Origin of the sequence: Acinetobacter entericus (assembly GCF_026168575.1) — a bacterium.
GTDB lineage: Bacteria > Pseudomonadota > Gammaproteobacteria > Pseudomonadales > Moraxellaceae > Acinetobacter > Acinetobacter bouvetii.
Map to the genome: position 1 here is coordinate 1 of NZ_JAPEQW010000028.1, position 16117 is coordinate 16117.

11 protein-coding genes and 1 pseudogene are annotated in these 16117 nt (G+C 37.7%); 8 read left to right on the top strand and 4 right to left on the bottom strand.

Annotation, left to right across the window (positions count from 1 at the left end; translation table 11 throughout):
• Window positions 1-423: LysR family transcriptional regulator (locus OKC24_RS16285; protein WP_265466003.1), on the bottom strand; the 423-nt coding region annotated here is incomplete at its 3' end.
• A 102-nt stretch (window positions 424-525) separates the two neighbouring features.
• Between OKC24_RS16285 and trpB the strand changes: the two genes are divergently transcribed.
• A complete protein-coding gene (gene trpB, locus OKC24_RS16290) occupies window positions 526-1737 on the top strand; it encodes a tryptophan synthase subunit beta (protein WP_265466004.1) in 1212 nt (403 codons plus the stop codon).
• A complete protein-coding gene (trpA, locus tag OKC24_RS16295; RefSeq protein ID WP_265466005.1) occupies window positions 1734-2519 on the top strand; it encodes a tryptophan synthase subunit alpha in 786 nt (261 codons plus the stop codon). The genes trpB and trpA overlap by 4 nt, the downstream gene beginning before the upstream one ends.
• Window positions 2520-2641: 122 nt before the next feature.
• Here trpA and ribA read toward each other — a convergent pair whose 3' ends face one another.
• The gene (ribA, locus tag OKC24_RS16300) at window positions 2642-3244 is read right to left on the bottom strand and encodes a GTP cyclohydrolase II (protein ID WP_265466006.1); all 603 of its coding nucleotides are present in this window, start codon (window positions 3242-3244) and stop codon (window positions 2642-2644) included.
• Between the two features lie 550 nt (window positions 3245-3794).
• On the opposite strand from ribA, the gene OKC24_RS16305 reads away from it, so the two are divergent.
• Window positions 3795-4070: a hypothetical protein gene (locus tag OKC24_RS16305; RefSeq protein ID WP_180052902.1), complete on the top strand. Its 276-nt coding sequence runs from the start codon at window positions 3795-3797 to the stop codon at window positions 4068-4070.
• 38 nt (window positions 4071-4108) lie between these two features.
• Here OKC24_RS16305 and OKC24_RS16310 read toward each other — a convergent pair whose 3' ends face one another.
• Together OKC24_RS16310 and OKC24_RS16315 are read right to left on the bottom strand one after the other, a co-directional pair.
• A complete protein-coding gene (locus tag OKC24_RS16310) occupies window positions 4109-4291 on the bottom strand; it encodes a hypothetical protein (protein WP_265466007.1) in 183 nt (60 codons plus the stop codon).
• Window positions 4292-4390: 99 nt separating this feature from the next.
• On the bottom strand, window positions 4391-5140 hold the full coding sequence (locus OKC24_RS16315; RefSeq protein WP_265466008.1) for a metallophosphoesterase family protein: 750 nt from the start codon (window positions 5138-5140) through the stop codon (window positions 4391-4393).
• Between the two features lie 592 nt (window positions 5141-5732).
• Between OKC24_RS16315 and OKC24_RS16320 the strand changes: the two genes are divergently transcribed.
• The 5 genes and pseudogenes from OKC24_RS16320 (at window position 5733) to OKC24_RS16340 (ending at window position 16105) form a co-directional block, all read left to right on the top strand.
• Entirely contained in the window at window positions 5733-7367 is a 1635-nt protein-coding gene (locus tag OKC24_RS16320; RefSeq protein WP_265466009.1) for an HNH endonuclease, read from the top strand.
• Window positions 7368-7445: 78 nt separating this feature from the next.
• On the top strand, window positions 7446-8030 hold the full coding sequence (locus tag OKC24_RS16325) for a class I SAM-dependent DNA methyltransferase (protein WP_265466010.1): 585 nt from the start codon (window positions 7446-7448) through the stop codon (window positions 8028-8030).
• Window positions 8023-8172: pseudogene (locus OKC24_RS16330) on the top strand (HNH endonuclease); the annotation flags it as partial. The gene OKC24_RS16325 and the pseudogene OKC24_RS16330, both read left to right, overlap by 8 nt.
• Before the next feature lie 368 nt (window positions 8173-8540).
• Window positions 8541-12116 (top strand): hypothetical protein, encoded by a 3576-nt coding sequence (locus tag OKC24_RS16335; protein ID WP_265466011.1) that lies wholly within the window; start codon window positions 8541-8543, stop codon window positions 12114-12116.
• 5 nt (window positions 12117-12121) lie between these two features.
• Window positions 12122-16105: a P-loop NTPase family protein gene (locus tag OKC24_RS16340; RefSeq protein ID WP_265466012.1), complete on the top strand. Its 3984-nt coding sequence runs from the start codon at window positions 12122-12124 to the stop codon at window positions 16103-16105.
• Window positions 16106-16117: the final 12 nt, after the last annotated feature.

Genomic DNA, 16117 nt, shown 5'->3' on the forward strand with positions numbered 1-16117 from the left:
TTTCTCTTTTTCTAACAATTTTAAGTCATTACATGTCATTAATTTGATATGGATATTGGGGTAAATGACTTCGAGTTTTTCTAATCGGGAAATCAGCCAATTTGCCATAAAACTATGAGAAGCGCCTATTACCACTTCTACCTCTGATGTTTTATTGGTTAACTCAAAGATGCATTCTTCTAAACGATTAAAAAGATGCGTACAAACTCGAGATAATTCTTCTGCATCCGTTGTCTGAGAAATGGTAGAGGAATGCCGAATAAACAATTTTTTATCTAACCATTCTTCTAACTGCTTTATTTGGTGGCTAATCGCACTATGGGTGACACACAATTCTTCCGCAGCTAAGCTAAAACTTTTATTTCTGGCAACTGCTTCAAATGCTTTTAAAGCATTAAGGGGAGGTAATGTTCTACGTTTCATGTTGTAAAATTTTCTAACACCATAAACTCAAAATATATCAATTATCAGAAAAATGAAAATATTTTAAGATCAAACAAGTTTTGATAGTAAAAGAGATATGAGATGACAACCCCTTATACAGGTAATGGTCCTGATGACTTGGGATTTTTTGGTAAATTTGGCGGATGCTACATGCCAGAGAGCTTAATGCCAGCACTTCAAGAATTAGAGCAAGCCTTTAATACTGTTCGGCATAAACCTGAATTTTGGGCTGAATATCAACATATTTTAACGGACTTCGTTGGTCGTCCTAGTCCTCTTTTTTATGCAAAAAACCTAACAGCTTATACAGGAGGTGCTCGAATATATCTCAAGCGGGAAGATTTGAACCATACGGGTGCACATAAGATCAATAATTGTGTTGGGCAAATCTTATTAGCCAAATTTATGGGGAAAACCAGAATCATTGCTGAAACTGGTGCTGGACAACATGGTGTTGCAACAGCAACGGTTTGCGCACTGTTTAAGATGAAATGTACCATTTTTATGGGAGAAACAGATATTCAGCGCCAACAAATGAATGTCGAACGCATGAAATTACTCGGTGCTGAAGTCAGAAGTGTTCAAAAAGGCCGTGGGACTTTAAAAGATGCGATGAACGAAGCATTACGTGACTGGATTAGTCATGTTGATACAACCTATTATCTGTTGGGTACTGGTGCAGGTCCTCATCCTTATCCGAGTATGGTCAGAGAATTTCAAAAAATTATTGGTATAGAAGCCAGAAACCAAATACTCCTCAAAGAAAATAAATTGCCTGATGCCTTAGTTGCTTGTGTTGGTGGTGGATCAAATGCATTAGGGTTGATGCATCCCTTTCTAGAAGACCTGAATGTCAAAATGTTTGGCGTTGAGGCAGGTGGAAAAGGAACAAATAGCGGTGAACATGCCGCCTCTATTTGCAAAGGTCAAGTCGGGGTACTGCATGGCAATTTAACCTATTTATTACAAGATTTAGATGGGCAGATTTTAGAAGGGCATTCTATATCAGCTGGCTTAGATTATCCTGGTGTCGGTCCTGAGCATAGCCTTCTGTTTGAAACAGGACGTGTGACATACACGGCTATAACCGATCAAGAAGCTGTAAATGCATTTCAGCTTTTAAGCCAACAGGAGGGCATTATTCCTGCGCTTGAGAGTTCTCATGCAATTGCGTATGCGATTCAACTTGCTCAAGAAATGCTGCCAGAACAGATTATTATTGTCAATTTAAGCGGCAGAGGTGACAAAGACTTAAAAACGGTCAAAAAATATCTTGCAGGAGCTACAGCATGAACCGTCTAGATCAAAAATTAGAGCAATTAAAACTGGAAAATCGAAGCGGTCTGGTCTGTTATTTTACTGCTGGAGATCCTAATTTTGCAGAAAGTTGTCGTCTGTTGAGCCAATTAGGTCAAGCTGGGGCTGACATTATTGAAGTTGGCATTCCTTTTTCAGATCCAGTGGCAGATGGTGAGATCATTCAGGCAGCACATCTTAGGGCATTAAGTGCAGGTCAAACGGTAAAACAAACCATTGAGTTGGTAAAAGCAATCAGGCTACATGATGAAAAAACACCAATAATTTTCATGACTTATTTAAATCCGATTATGCAATATGGTTTCGACAAACTTGTCGCCGAAATGGAAAATCTTATAGACGGAATATTGATTTTAGATACTCCATATGGGTATCGAGAAAACTTTGAAGTGCAATTAAACGAAAAAAATATGCATTTAATTGCAATGACTGCCCCGACTACCCCAGTTGAAAGGTTAAAACAAATTTCAGTGCGCGCGACAGGTTTTTTATATCATGTTGCAGAAAATGGCTTAACAGGAGGAGACTTCAATCTGTCTAATCTTGAGAAAAAGATTGCTGAAATCCAGCCTATTTTTAAGATTCCTGTTGCAATTGGTTTTGGGATCAAAAATGAAAGTCATGTTAAAGCCTTAGCCAATAAAGTAGATCTGATTGTTATCGGTTCAGCGCTCGTCGATACTTTTTTTAATAAGGGGATGAATGCGACTTTAGAAAAGGTCAGAGTTTTTTCGCAAATACTTAAAGAAAATAAATAATATCCTGTTTCTTTAATCACAGTTTTTTAAGTTAATTTTACAAGAACCATATGTGATAAAACCGTCTCCCGTAAGGGAGATGGAACTTTGTATGTTGATTTTTTTCTGAAAGTGATCACTTTTTAAAAATCACTATTATCATATAGATGTGACATTCGTTTTTGCTTTGTTTCGAGATAATTTTTATTAAAGCTATTTAAACCAACTTTTAAAGGAATACGTTCAACAACATTAATTTCTAAATCAGATAAAGATTTAATTTTAAATGGATTATTCGTAATTAACTTGACGTCTTTTATTTGTAAATAATCAAGCATTATTGTACACATATCATACTTGCGAGCATCTGCTGGCAGGTTTAATAATAAATTGGCATCAAGGGTATCATGTCCTTGGTCTTGAAGTGCGTAGGCCCGAATTTTATTGGTTAGTCCTATGCCACGGCCTTCTTGGCGCAGGTATAAAATAACACCTTGACCTGCATCATGAATCATCTTCATAGTTGAGTGTAATTGTGGACCACAATCACATTTGAGTGAAGCAAAAGCGTCACCTGTTAAGCATTCCGAATGAATTCTGACAAGTACAGGTTGATTTGGAGCGGCATTCATCCCTTTAGCAAGAGCGATATGTTCTTCACCAGTACTTTGATCTTGAAATGCTATAATTTCAAAATCGCCAAATGCAGTAGGTAACTTTGATTTGGAAACAAATTCTATAGCCACGGAAGAATACACCTATATAAATTTATATTTGATACAATTTACTTAATCTATTTTAAAAGCATCGGCCGAATTTTTTGCAGTTATAAATTTCAGCGTTTTACTTCNCGGAAGAATACACCTATATAAATTTATATTTGATACAATTTACTTAATCTATTTTAAAAGCATCGGCCGAATTTTTTGCAGTTATAAATTTCAGCGTTTTACTTCCAATTAAAGAGTATGTATCTGATAGTGAATTTTATGTGAAATGTTATTTAGAGTATTTGATTGGTGTTCTACTTTGTTGTAAAAACACTCAAAAGCTGAAGCTTGCCTAAAACATCAATATTGAAGATAAGCTGGTTTTTTTCTAGTAAATTGAATTTATTTAATTTATTAAAGAAGTTGATAAAAGTAGGGTTGACTGATTTTAAATGCATTGATCAAATTTTATTTGATCGCTGTGATTTTAAGGGGGGGATTACCAGATAGCTAGATCATTACCCAATTTCAATTTATGTCGTAATTTGTTAATCTTAATTTCAGATAAAAATCAAGGGGACAATTGATGTCGAGAAAAATAATAATGACTACAAATGAAAGGCGTCTTCAAGCTCTAAATCAAATGCGTGCTAGTTACAGAGGTGAGCAACTTTTAAGGCAAGATAGAATTAAACTCATTCAACATGGTGCAGTTGTTCAATCGCACGAAATTTCTATCAATGACAGTGATCATACTCAGTGTGATGATTTAGCAATAGAAATTGATGAATGTGACATGTTAAAACAAACTGCTGAGACTATGTATGCGACTACAGGTGATACAATTTGGTTAAGTTTTTAATACCTTAAAGGTTATGATATTATTTTAATGAGAGAAGCTCAGAGTATCTTGAGGAAGTCCTCAGTTGATATTTCTTGTTCCACGTAAAAGACACCATTTTGATCTACTTTCATTTTTTTAATGGAAATACCTTGGAGTTTATTGATCTCGAGTAGATCTTTAAGTATTTGATCTGCAATTTTATTCCTTCTATCATCTTCTGAATCTAAATGAATTGACATGAATTTCTCCTGGTTCATGGCGTAGAATCTAAATCATCAGTCCTACAGGAAATTTGACATTAGAGTTGGATTGAATTGGTTTAATACGAGTATGACAATTTAAACTTCGATGATCAAATTTTCTCTAAACCCATTTTTTCCTTGCTCTTGTGGATAGCCTAAAGGATTGATCACTAATCTACATCCGTCGACTACAGCATCAACTGATGTATGCGTATGCCCTGAAATCCAAAGTTTAAAGCCTTTAACATCCAAGTCATTTATAAAATAAGGATTAAGGGCTGATGCAACAGGATGTTTACCCCAATACGGATCAAGACAGGCTAAATGAGGAGGGAAATGGGTAATGACGATTACATTGTCTAGCCCTTTAAACTGCATAATATTTTGATGATATCGTTGAAATAGTGCAATGTAGTCATCAGCTGTTATAGTTCGATTATCGCTACTTATCATGATTTGATCAAAATCATAAATAGATTGTTCAGCATCTTCTTTAAATTTTTGCAGTTCGTTAGTGGTTGTACGAGCTGAGTTGGAACGAAAGTTCGTAAACAATGTACCGCCAACAAATATTTTATCCTGTATCTTGATATGGTTGTCATCAAGCAGAGCATTTTGAGGATAATTTTCTCTTAAAAAGTCTACGACTAAATTGTAGTTTGAGCAGTAATAATCATGATTACCTAAAACAAAAATAAAGTTCTTATTCAGGTTTTTACATGTTTCTGCAAATTCAATAGCACCACTCAGGCGATTCGAAAAATCCCCAGCGTGAATAATCACATCAGCTTCATCTAGTATAGCATATTGAGAATTGTGGGTGTCTGATAAGATTTGCAGTTTCAATCTACTTCCTTTATTAAATCACGCTGCTCAAATATATAGAGTTTTATTCTAATCAGTTTACATCAACGAAATGTTGTATAAATTATAAGATACTCATCTGTATTTATAACCCTTAAAGAATATAGTTAATTTTTTGAATCAATTGATCAAATATTAATCATAAAATTTGACCAATTGAATTTATGCACATAAGATAAAGATGTTACAGCAAAATCTGTGACCAGGCGTGGAAACCTGAATTTACTACAGAAGCAGTAAACCGCTTTGGCGGTTTTTTGCGTTAACTATGTTTAGCCTATCGTAATGGTAGGCCAAGCAGGGCAGTCTATGACTGGCCGTCTTCTGTAGTACGGTATTTCCACCCCTGTTTGGCTTGCCTCCATCTCGTGGAAAAGATGGAAGATTGTTTGTAATTACTACAGGAACTAAACATGAACACTTTCTATAATATCCCTTATTTTCTCCAAGCCATTTCTTCTGTTCTGAAAGAATAAAATTTTCGAAATAAATTTTAGTCATATCTAATTAATTTTACTTTTATAAATTTCGTAATCTCACGAGATCTAGAGAAGTATTGCCTAGAGAAAATAAAATGGCCCGTACTAAGCTTTTAACCAATATTATTCAAAGAAAAATGATGTTGCTTGACGAAATGTCGCACTCAAATCAACACAACAACTTTGAGTTATCACTTTATGATTTCGCTCAACATGAAATTCTAGATAAATTATATAAGGCAGATAATCAACGTTCCACAGAATGTTGGAGTCCTACTGAAATTGAGGAGTTCATTCTAGATTGTTTGAATGATCGTAATGTCAATTTATGCATTCGCTATTGGGAAGATGCTGCTGGCAATATTTATATCATCGATGGTGGGCATAGGATTTCAATCATTTATGCTTGGATCAAAAGATACTTTATTGATGAGCAGGTAGTTGGAGCTCCAAAATTCACGCCGTCACAAAAACGAGATATTCGTCAGATTCGTCATCGATTAGGTGGATTAGCTGATTTTCAAGAGTTATGTAGTGATTCTGAGTTTCAACAAAAATTAAAATCAACCAAAATTAATTTTATTGAAGTAATTGGGACACCTGAGGAGGCTCGGAAAGCCTTTTGTTCAATCAATTCAGATACGAAACGATTAGATCCAGATGAAGAATATCATTTACAGAATAGGGGGAGTGATGCTTTTTATGTGATTTATGCGTGTTGTTACATAAACGATAATAAATCCAACTTAGCTGAACTGAATTACGAGCGGATAAATGAAGTAATCGCTTTAGGTGAGCAAATTCACGATCATCTTTTTAAGATGATACTTTTAGAGCCAGATTTAGCACACGGTAAAAAAATAGGCCTAGTCAATGAACTCCTAAATATGATGTTTGGTGATGCTTGTCAGAATACTATCAGTATAGACCAAGGTCAGCGTGTAGAAAATTTAATACTAAAGCTCAGAGTTGTGCTGTGTCGTATCGCTACACCAGAAATTAGCATTGGAATTCCAAGTTTAGGTTTACACCCGAAACTATATTTTTATAAAGATAATCGTTTTCAAGTTACATCCTTTTTGGCCTGGTTCTCTATAGTCTTTGAAATCGAAGAAGGCTGTTTTGAAATACAGAATAAGAAGTTAGATTTTATTGGTTTTACACGAGCACGCCGTAGTGTTGAAAGTTTAATTGAAAAAATTCCTGTGGCGATCAAAGAAACTGTAGGTAAGTTTGGTAGCGGAATCAGATCACATGAGCGATTGAAGAACGTGTATCAAGCCTTTATCTGTATTGGACTAAATATGGATTTAGATTTTGAAGATGAAGTTTGTTTGAACACCGTCATTCTTTCGATGAGTCAATCATTTGATTATATTAATTTTAACGATTTTTACCTTGAACGTTTTGGTGGCGATTATGATGAAAACATTGTTGATAATGTTGTGAGCTTTGTGAAATCAGTAAGACCATCAAAGAAGAAAAAACCTCTAAATTTTTCACTCGCTACCAAAAGAAATGTGTATCAACGTGAGGAAAAGAAAACATGGAGCTATTGCGAAGTATGTGATAGTGCTCTATACGTTAAATCGACTGAAGTAGATCATCGAGAATCAAAAGCAGCAGGTGGCTATGGCATTCTAGAAAATGGAGCAATTATTCATCCTATATGTAATCGTTTCAAGTCAGATCGTACTTTGGAAGAAGTAAGAGCAGATTTATTTGACTAAAAAGATAAGGGAGCAAATGCTCCCTTATCTTTTTGTTTTTTAGTAGACTGGGGTCAGTGTTTAGCCTAAGCAACCAATATGAAAACAATAGACTATTACAACCAATACGCAGATCAATTTTTACAAGCCACGTTGTATGTGGATATGGAAAGCCTATACCAACCATTTTTAGCTAAGTTGCCAGATTCTGCACGCATCCTGGATTTAGGCTGTGGCTCAGGGCGTGACACTTTGGCTTTTAAAAATAAAGGCTATCAAGTTGATGCGACGGACTATTCTGAAGTATTGGTCGAACGAGCGACCCAATTGACAGGAGTACCTGTTAAGCAGCAAAGTTTTTATGAGCTTGATATGCACGATGTTTATGATGGGGTATGGGCATGTGCATCTTTATTACATTGTGATCGTAACCGACTTCCTGATGTTTTAAAGCGCATTCATTCTGCATTACGCTGTGGCGGTATCTGCTATATGTCTTTTAAATACGGCACAACAGATCGAGAAAAAGATGGAAGGGCATTTACCGATTTAGATGAACATCAAGCCAAGTTATTGCTAGATCAGTTGGATGGGGTTGCGGTATTGAAACAGTGGATCACAGTAGATAAACGCCCTGATCGTAAGGAAGAGTGGCTGAACGTACTTTGGAAAAAACATGCCTGATTTTACTCCCACAGCACAACAGCAACTCAAATTCCTAAAAAATATTCAGCTGATTTTACAGTCAGGGAGTTTTAGTAGTACTTATAAATTTGCATTACTGATTAGTCTGAGCCGATCAGTTATTGAAAAAGGGCAGGACACAAGGTGATTGGTTGTGGCATTACAATCATGAAAGACCACACCAAGCTAACAAAGGAAGGCCGCCTTTAATGGCTGCTTAACCTCTACTTTTAACTTCGGTTATTTATGGGAGGGTTACTATGGTTTTTAATCTGTTTATGAAGTCATTTTACTGTACAAATTTCCAAGTGATATAGAAAATTATGGTTATCAATATGATTTAATTACCCCATACTATCAATATATGTGTGGTGATTTAAGAAATCTCTAAATAACTTATGTTTACATTCGTAATCAAAAAAAATATGATCAAAGTTCAGACAGAGGATTTTGATATTTAATAAATATAAAAATGCCTCTTAGTGCCAACTTTGTCATGGATAAAACTTAATGCAATTAAATAACAATGGTTCTAGTACTGAACTAAGTACACTCACACCTAAAATAATTCTTTCCCCTTTATTAAAAGCTATGGTGGGGACTCTTAAAATCCATCAACCAGATCATTTCTTCAATTATTATGGGCCTTCTCATAATTTGCATTTTGATGCCACCGCTTTTGTGTCTGCAGTATTTAAGCAGATCGGGACTAAAAACGATTCAAAGCCAATTTATAACATCATCAAAGATATTCAATTATTACCTGAAGATTCAAAACTCAGAATAAGCACTTTATTTGATAAGGAATCTGAAGCTAAAACTGCCCAGACCTATCGTGATTTAGACCAAGTGATGTCTGAAATTGTTCAGCAAGTACTTCAAAATGCTCCGACAGGTATGGCACTGAATTCTCTCAACCAATTCTTAGGCGATCTCAAATATTCTAATCCAGTGATTGCCAAAAAATCTCAATATCCTATGCAAGTCAAAGGGCAATCTAAAGTAGCTTCTTTGCAATATACAAACGACTTAAAAGCAAAAGATGGCGAATTGCGACTTTTCACTGTAACGGAAGAACTCAGCAAACCTAAATGGGTGAAAGAAGTTCGTGATGCTATTAAAGCCATCGTGAAACAGTCCTACTCAGCTGGCGAAAAGATGCCATTAGAGGTTGCTGAACGTATGGAGGAAATTCTTGATGCTGAATGTTCAGTTGAAAATAACGACATCCAAAATTTACTTCATTTTGTAGAAACTAAAGCACTACCACGAGCACGTATCCGAAATTGCTTCAAAATAATGGAGATCATAGCTGATCACATTGAGCAGAATGAACGAAATGAATTTAAACGTGAAGCTGCTGTTTCTTATATCCGTAAAGCAGTCGCTTTTTTTGAGATTTTCGGTGATCGAATTGCACCTTGGAATGATGAAACGACTGAAGCCATTAAAGACTATGGCATTGATTTTGGTGCTATCTACGGCGCTGTAGGTAAAGTTGATTTTAATGCATTACTAGCTTATGCGTCTGCAACAGACGCATTACCAATTTGGGTAAAACCAAAAATTGAAATAAATGATAGTCGTCATGAGGATAAGGAAGGGCTCTCTCTAAAACGTGAAGTCACTTATGCCTTTCGGGTGAATGGTGAGTTTGTTAAAGAGGAAAAGGTAAGTTCCTTTAACTCTAAGTTGCGGATCAATTATAAGACAGGCAAAGGGTATCGTTCGGACACGGATACCATGCTTACTGCTTATGAAGCTCGTCTGCATACTATCAATAAAGCATTGCTGCTGAAGGATATTGTGGATGATAAAGGTCAGCCGATTTCTGAAGATCGCTTAAGCAAAGAGTGCTCAGATCGTGTTGCTCAAGTAGAGATGTTCCAGCTCATTATGATGTACTTCGTCCTGTCAGGACCGAAGGTGGAAATCTCTAGTTTTGAAAGTGTATTTAACAAGCTGGTTGAAAAGTTTAAAAACCCTCAACAACTCAGATACAACCTTGCTCGTATTTTGGATGAAAAGCTCAATAGCGAAGAAACTCATGAGCGAATGAAAGCGATCACGGACACGATCACTAACGCCCTAAAAGCAAATTTGGATTCTATTATCAGTGATATGGAAAAGGATAGCAGCCTTAAAACAGTACTCTACATCCTACCAAGCATTGTGAATCTGGATGTTTTCAAGAGTTCAATTGGTGAAGATTCCGAACAGTTTTTCAGTATCTTTAAGGGTAAAGAAACGAATTTCTATAGCTATATCTCGATTGTTGATGCCAGTCGTAAGAAACTGGCAAAAATGAGCGCTGAAGAAAAAATTCGTAAAAGTGCATACGTTGGTAAAGCCTTAAGCCAGATTGAGTTTGATTCCACGCTGACAATTCGAACATTGGTACCGTTTGCGAATCCAAATACAGACCTGGACCAATTTGATGTCGCTCGTAATCTGAATATTCCATGTTTACCAGTATTGATGGTGCCGACCAACAAGAAGGTAAGCGACAATGGGCTGCCACATTTTTATCATCCTGATAGCTTGAGTTACGACAACTTGTTATCTAAATACAAGGTCATGATTCATTATTCATCTAAGCTATTTCGATTGAGTGACTTAAAAGGCGGCCATGCTCAATTATGTTTGGATGAAAAAGAAAATGCTTTGATCATCAGTACGTCGTGTTTTTCGATTGCGATTCATCTATTCCTTAAACATCTGGTTAAAGAAGTAAAAAATCAACTGGGTATTGCAGAGCGCTTATATGTACCAGTAATGCGAATTGACTCAGTTGATGAACATGAGAATGAAGAAAAAGCCCAATTCCAAAGGAAATCTAAAAAGCTCCAGAAAGGTGGGTTTAATCCTGAGTGTAAACGAGCGTATGCCACCACTTATACCCTTGAGAAGTTGCTGAACAATGACGATGCCATTGTGAAGGTGCAGGGCCTGAAGTATCAACCAGATCCTATGCCTTATGGTAATCAAAATGGTGAGCGAGTTTGTGCCCCGGTGAATCTCATTATGGATAAAACTGTGACTTACCGTATTCAGGCTGCAATTGAAGCACTGTCAGGATATTCAGAAATCATCATCCCATTTGAGGGCACTAAGGACAAAATTGCCTGTATTAGCTATAACTCTCGACCTGAGAATGATGTGGAATTTAAGTATCAGCATCAGAAGGATTTGCTACTGCTTAAACCAGATTATGGCTACATCTGCTACGTCTATACACTTGAGCGTATCAACGATAAACAGGGTCGCTTATCACTACAGAAGGTCAGTCATGCCCCAGTTGCTGAAGACAATCTGAGAACAAGTAAGGCGATGCACCGTATCATCGAAAAACTGCAGTCAGATGGTTTTGAGGATGTTGTATTGCTTTCACACCATTTTGCACAGCGTAAGATCGGTAAGACTGAAACCAGCAACTTGATTCATGAAAGTGAAAGCGCTTTGGATCAACTTGATCAGTTGTTCCCGGATATGAATTTCTATCCATTCCAGTCTGATACGATCCCAGCACTGAGCTTAAAAACCAGTGATAACAGTCGTGTCTATGAGGTACCGCACCATCAGTACCATACGGCGATCATCAATAAAAAAGAATATAAACAATCTTTGTCTGTATATAGCTTTGCTACTAAACGTACTGTGGGTGTTCGTACTCAGAATGGTATTTGTTCGTATTTCTATATGCTAACCAGTCAGGAGCATTCGATTCATAACGATAAGCGAATCAGATTGCACAGTAAAATTATTGATGTGAATGATTCCAATGAAATGAAATCAATTCGCTCAGTATTGCGTGGTCTGCATTACTTTGAGTCTGAACGTCCTACAGCTGGCAAAAACTTCACTCCGGTACTTGAGCCTTCCCATATTCGTGGCACCACTGGCATTCAAGAGCTTGGTGAAGTCATTGTGTCGAGTCGTCTAAATAAAGGCGAAGTCGTCATGAGTCTGCCAGCCTTAATCGGCAAGCTCGAAGAATACGTTATTCTGAAGAATGAAGACTTGATTGAGCCAACCGAGCCGACTCCGGAGGGAGCTGAAGAAATTTTAGCGACTGATGTGGAGTAAGCGCCGTGGTGAACAATGAAGCCAAAGTTTGGGGCGAGGTTTATGAGATCGCTGTTAAACGTGGTTCGATTATGGCTTTGCTTGATGCAAAGCTATTATCAGCCAGCCATCCTGTAGTAGCAGAATGGAATAGTAAACAGATTGCTGATGTCTTTCAGGAAATGAAGGAAGCGCTATATAGCGATGTCATTAATGCCGCTATCCATGAAAATATCGAAAGCTATTTTCAGCAACTGATAAAAACTGGATTCGGGCATGGTTATACCAATACTCGTGAGTTTCTAAGAAAGATCAAGCCAAAAGGTATCGCAAGGGCCAAAACGGCGAATGCAAGACCAAATTGGAGCTTATCTGGCATCTGGTGTCCATTGATAATGCCAAATGATATAACCCAGACCACTGTAGATGACTACACAACTGAGGAAGAACATATTGCTATTAAAGCCTTCAAGGATAAGGCGTTGGAAACATGGAATCAGCAATTCAGTCTTACTCACGCTAAAATGTTTGGTAAGGGTATGTTTGGTCGTGCTGATTTCTTGGCGGTAATCAAAGTCAAATCCAACTATCATGTGTTGGTTCAGGAATATTCATTATTTTACGTTTTAGGTGAACCAGAACAATTCAACGCCAAGGATTCTTGTACCTATTTGCAAGAGTACAAGCGTTACATCAAACATTCTGAATCCCAAAGTGTTTTCTCATACGTGAATGCAGAAGCTCAAGAGATCCCATTTAAGTTCTCAAAAAAACTACGTGAATACTTGCGAGCCTATGTCCGTAAGGAAAAAGTCCTATTTAAAATGGCGCAAGGCTGCTCGTATGCAACCACTTTTGTTGATTCTTTTAAATGGAAGTTTGAACAAGATGACATGCCAAATATTCGTCTGAGTGTGATGGCGATTACCAGCCGGGGAAGTGAATACATTTCTGCTGAATTTGCGGATAAAGATAAATCCCCAGAGCTGGAAATTATGTATCAGCTGGGCAAGGAGTATCAGGATAACGTTCTGAGTCTGGACGATATGGATGAACGTACGAAACTGCAAGTTGAGATTCTGAATTATCTGGTGAATGAACCTGTCAAAAAAATCTCGGAAATCGTGTCCAAAAATATTAGCGATATTTCCTACGGTCAGGATCTTACTTTCACTATTACCGAAAGGCTTAAGGATTTTGTGAATCCTAACCAGCCACTGGCTTTAGAGTGGGTTTTTGACTTGATAGATCGGCAAGTCGATGACGAAGACCATAACCAAAAACTTAAAGAAATGGTGCTGGCTGAGTTTAAAACAATTTGTAAGGGAAAAATTGAGAATAAAACTTCATTCACCTTACGTGATTTGCATAAATGCGCCGTAGTACTGGCACTGAAGGAAAGTAAACAAGGTCGGGTGAATTTCATCTGTTTGACTGGTACGCCGGGGATTGGGAAAACATCGAGCGTTAAGACTTTGCTGGCAGATTTGGAAGGCTTTTTTTTCTTTTATACCAGTCCACGAGTGTTGATTAACGATGATGTGGTGGGTGATCTATCTAAAATCTCAGCCACGATTACCAGTAACAGTGATGTGGTGACACAGGCACAGCAAATCTATTCGAAGATTCACAATAAGGATTGTAAGGTGAATGCTCGTGGTGCCGCTATTGTGGGTGGTGTTGAAAATCTGAAGATAGATCATGGCTCAAGTGTTCTATTGTTCAAACAAGATGAATACCGGAAGCTCAAAGACCTGGAACAGAATGCAAATGCCAATAGACGCTATGCCAATACCTCAGAATCTAAAATTACGGCAACCAATAAGAAGTTTGCCAGAGTGTTTGATTCATTAGGGGAAGCGACCCAGCAATTGCTTGGGTTCCATCCAGAGCTCAATAAGCTGACGATGACTGTAGCAAGTCAGGCATTCATGCCATATAACACCACCCCAGCTGGACCACGAAACCCAAGGGAAACCCAAAATAAAACTGTGGCAGCTTCCAGTTTGGATGGGTTGGAAAAAATGTTCCAATACAAAATCGATAAGAAGCCGACAGAGGCCAAAATCGAACGTAGAGAGTTTGCCAAAAAGTTCCCTAACATTGTGGTGATGTTTGATGAAATTACAGGGGATTCAGGCACACGTACTTTTATCAATGAGATGCTGAAATTCCTTTCCAAAAACTTCATTGAACCGTTTCAAGGTAATTCACCATTTACGGTGACTGTGATTCTTGCTGATGCATCCCTCAGTAATGTGAATGCAATCCAGAATTACATGAAGAAACAGGATCAGTTACCAGCAAAAATGTTCATCTCTCCATCTTTGGGTAATTTCCCATTCAAGATGCAGACTGCAGATCTGGATGATGGTAACTGTGTTCGTTCTAGTATCCATATCATGGCGAACTGTTACCCGGCAAGTGATCTTAAAATCCAATATATGCTCAATCAATACGCCGTAGTCCCTGAAACAGATGATTTCGGCTTGGATAAGAACCTGACTCATCTATTTCGCCAGAAAGCTGGGGAAAGGACTCAACAGACTGCTATCGAGCTTATTCAAAAGAATCTTGAAGATGGTAAAAAGCAAGTTATCTACTTTGCTCAGGATAAAAATGCACTGGCTGCACTCAGAGATGCATTAGTCGATGAAGGAGTGGTTGAACGTTCTAAGATTGGCATTTTTGATAGCCAATTAATAGGATACCACCGTTCAGAGTTGCTGGATCGTAAAGAGACATTGCAAGTCGTACTGATTACTTCGACTGCGGCTAGGGGTATTTCGTTCCCGAACTGTGATTCAATCATTGCTGCCATGCCTCGTTTCGCAATTGAAGCCTCTTTAATGGAAATCGCCCAGCTTGTTTACCGGGGACGTGGTGGATATTTGGATAAAGAGAAAAATGAGTGGGTCAACGGCGATGAACGTGATCGACTGCTGACGATTCTGGTAGAAGATTTCTACTTGGTATCTAATGATGAAACTCAGACAGAGCTTGAATATAAAGTTAAGAGCTCATTGGATATGCTCTCTATTTTCATGCTGATCCGTGGGACTTTATATACTCGTATCACTGGGGATGCTGGCTTTAAGAAAACTCAGATTGCCATGATTCCAATTGGTGAGGTAAAGGATAGAGCCAGTGATAAACCGGGTCTGGCATCTTTAATCAGGGATTTCATGAAGGACGTGAATAGTGTTCTGTATAAAATTGCTGCAACTGAAGGTGAGCTGGTTGGAAGGCTTAAGGCAGTGGTAGAGAAGGCCCAAACGGTTTACTCAGCAAATAAGCTCAGTTCCACCTATAGCACTAAGACCAACAAATACCGAAGTTTTTACACACCTACATTAACGCCTGAGTTAAAAGAACTTCAGTTCTACGAGAAATGGTGCCGGGACCATCATTCGCTTAAGTCCAGATTACTCACTATTAGCGATCAAGAAGATGCTTTGACCATTCCTGAAAATATCTATATCTGTGGGCCTATGATCATGGAAGATCGCTCAAACTTCGGTAACAAGGAGTCGTTTGATATTGCCAATGACAATCTCTCACAAGATTCTTTAAGGAAGTTCCTAAATGAGTTAATCGCCCTGCAGAGGGGATACCCTCAGTTGAATGCTTATAAGAACATTCAAAAGCATATCAGGGAGATCACCAATATGATTTCTTCTGTTCTTGAATCAGAAACGGATAGCTATACAAAGGAAGTTGAGCAACAGGGAATGATGCGTAAGCTCTGGGTGACGTACCCGGTAGCGGCAAACGAGCTGGTTAAACTTCAAGACAAAAGCTTTGATAAAGACTGGTTTGATGCATTGAGCTTTGAGCTGAGAGTGAGGAATGCAGAGTTTCCGGTAATGGCAGAATATCGGGATCATCCATTTCGTGGTACTCAGCAATTATCAGGACATCCAGTGTTTGAAAGGTTGTTCGAGCAGACAAATTTCATGCTTTGTCGTGAATTAAACTTGGTGAATACTTTGACTATGTTTAATGAATGATCCAAATTATAT